Here is a 2554-nt window from a genome sequence, read left to right as displayed (position 1 = left end):
GCCGCCGAACGGGAACCCCACCGGGTCCTCTTCAGGGCCGCCCGGCGCCTGCCCGACGAGGTCGAGGGTCGCGAACAGCTCGATATGGATGAGGCCCATGCCTTGCTCCCGATGAGTCGGTTGTCCTGGTCGGGAGGTAGACCTGTGAACTCCGTCGGACTCATCGCCGCGCCGACAGCCACCTTCGCCTTCGTCGGCGAAGGTGCGTCGCCGGACGGCTGCCACCCCTCGGTCACACGGTGGTGACCACTTGCTCGTAAGTCAGCCGTGGGGAGCGTGTGAACCACGCGTTCTCCCCCGGCCTGCCGATGTTGACGACGGCGAGGACCGAGTGCTCGCCGTCGCTGAAGAACTCTTTGTCGATACCCACGGCGTCGAAGCCGGTCATCGGCCCCGCGGCCAGGCCGGCGGCGCGGACGCCGATGAGGAAGTAACCCACCTGAAGGGACGCGTTGAGCCTCGCGGACGGCTCGCGGACCGCACGCTCGGCGAAGAGACTCTTGGCTTGGGGGAAGTGCGGGAACTGGGTGGGCAGTTCCTCGTGGAAATCGAGGTCCGCGGCGAGGAGGGCGACGAGCGGGGCTGCCGAGGTCTTCTTCCGGTTGCCTTCGGACAGGTGCTCGACCAGGCGCTCGCGCGCTTCGGCGGAACGGACCAGCACGATACGCAGTGGCTGCTGGTTCATCGAGGTGGGGCCGTACTTGACCAGGTCGTAGATGGCCTGTATCTGGTCGTCCGTCACCGGCTCGTCGGTGAAGGTGTTGGCGGTCCGTGCCTCCCTGAACAGGAGGTCCTGGGCGGCGGGATCGAGTGCGAGGGACATGGTGAACCTCTTGAGGTCGAGTGTCTGTGGTGGCGCGGACCTGCCCGGCATCATGGGTGCGCCGCCGTGTGCCACAGCGGCCGACGCGGCGAAGGCGAGCGCCGCTCCGGCAAGGAGCGCCAGAGGAACTGCCAGGACGTCGGCCGTCCCTGGGGCGCCACGAGCGGACGACGTCACCGCGGTGGCGGCCCACAGCGCCGGGGTGTACCCGTGCGGGGCCGCGCTCGCGCTCACGGCGTCCCCGAGTCGGCCGCGGTATCCGCGCTGGGTGCCCGTACGGGCACCGGGCCCGGCCGCCCTGTGCCGCGCTGCGGTCGGCTATCCGTCCGCCCAGCGTCGGTGAGCGCGTACTGCGAGTGCGGTGTTCGTGGAGCGCGTCGTGTTCACGAAGGGGTCACCTCCCGATGAATGACGGTGCCGTCCTGGGGGCCACGCCGTTGCTGCCAGCATCACGGGTGGTACCGGATCCGGGCGTCACCCATTCAAGGGATCTTTGCCTTCGTGTCCGACAGTCAGTGGACCGTTTCGGTCGGCTCCGTCGGCGCTGACGGCCCGCTCGATCGCCAGCCGGGTCAGCTCGACCCGCGAGTTGATGCCGAGCTTGGTGAAGATGTGCTTCATATGGGTGTTGACGGTGTGCACGGACACGTAGAGCTGGTCGGCCATCGCCCGGTTGGTGAGGCCCTCGACGACGAGCGGGATCAGTTTCCGCTCGGATTCGGTCAGGCTTCCCAGCCCCGGGGGGCCGGCTGCGTGAGTCCGTACGGGGGCGGTGCGCACACCGAGCCTGCGCAGGCGCCCCCTGATCCGTTCCTGGTCGCGCCCGGCTCCCGAGGCCGATGCCAGCCGGCCGGCTTCCTCGAAGTACGGGATCGCCGGTGTCGTGTCGGCCGATTGCACCATGAGTTCGCCGAGGTCCTCGCAGGCCGCTGCCAGGGCCAACGGCCTGCCGGTGTTCCGGTAGCCGGTGATGGCGGACTCCAGCGCACGGGGGTCGCGGTGGAGCAGGCCGTCCACATGGGCGCGGACCGCCCCGATGATCTGCCGGCTCTCGTCCTGCGTGGCCAGGCCGCGCACCGCGCCGGACACGGCCCGCACGAGCGACGGGTCCTCGTCCCGGAGCGCGATGCGCACGATCCCGGGCCAGTGGGACGGGGGTACCGCCAGCAGCCGTGCCGGCTCGCGGCTCTGGAAACCTGCCGTGAGTGCCGCCACCGCCTGGCCGTCCTCGCCCTCCGCGTCCGCCAGTCCGGCGCGCGCGAGAGACACCCAGGAGCCGTACCGCTGCGTCGAGTGCGTGCCGAAACCGGTTTCAGCGGCGCGGAGGTGGTCTCCGGCCCTGGTGAGGTCACCGCGTCTGATCTCCACCAACGCCAGCACGGAGCGGGCCTGCGGGTTCGGCAGCGTGATCTCGAGTTCGGCCGCCACCATCAGGCTGGCCTCGGCCTCCACGGCCGCGTCGTCCAGCGCTCCCTGTTCGAGGAGTGCGCAGGCACGGGCGGCATGCCAGTGGGGTAGTGACCAGCCCAGGCCCAGCGCCTCCGCTTCGCGCTGCCCCTCCCGCAGAATCCGCTCGGTGTCCGCGAGCCGGTCGGTGGCGGTCAGCACGGTGGCCAGCCACAACGCCGGGATCCGCGGGGGCCGGCCGCCCAGGGCCGACCCCGGTTCAACAGCGCGCGCCCGCCCGCTCCTCGACTACGGTCGGCGTATGCCCATGGTCACCTCCGGTTC

At 70.8% G+C, this 2554-nt stretch carries 2 protein-coding genes and 1 pseudogene; all 3 read right to left on the bottom strand.

What is annotated here, in order from left to right:
• Positions 1 to 99 (bottom strand): annotated as a pseudogene (locus ABZV34_RS38430) (deaminase); the annotation flags it as partial.
• Between the two features lie 133 nt (positions 100 to 232).
• Positions 233 to 823 carry a malonic semialdehyde reductase gene (locus ABZV34_RS38425; protein WP_356287616.1) on the bottom strand — a complete coding sequence of 197 codons (591 nt, stop codon included), beginning with the start codon at positions 821 to 823 and terminating at the stop codon, positions 233 to 235.
• 474 nt (positions 824 to 1297) lie between these two features.
• Positions 1298 to 2431 carry a helix-turn-helix transcriptional regulator gene (locus tag ABZV34_RS38420; protein WP_356287613.1) on the bottom strand — a complete coding sequence of 378 codons (1134 nt, stop codon included), beginning with the start codon at positions 2429 to 2431 and terminating at the stop codon, positions 1298 to 1300.
• Positions 2432 to 2554: the final 123 nt, after the last annotated feature.

Source organism: Streptomyces sp. NPDC005195 (assembly GCF_040608315.1).
Lineage (GTDB): Bacteria > Actinomycetota > Actinomycetes > Streptomycetales > Streptomycetaceae > Streptomyces > Streptomyces kaempferi.
This window is presented reverse-complemented; position numbering and strand designations above follow the sequence as displayed.

Bases quoted from the DNA above. Each gene is read 5' to 3' on its own strand.
- ABZV34_RS38425 (WP_356287616.1), bottom strand. From the start codon at position 823: ATGTCCCTCGCACTCGATCCCGCCGCCCAGGACCTCCTGTTCAGGGAG.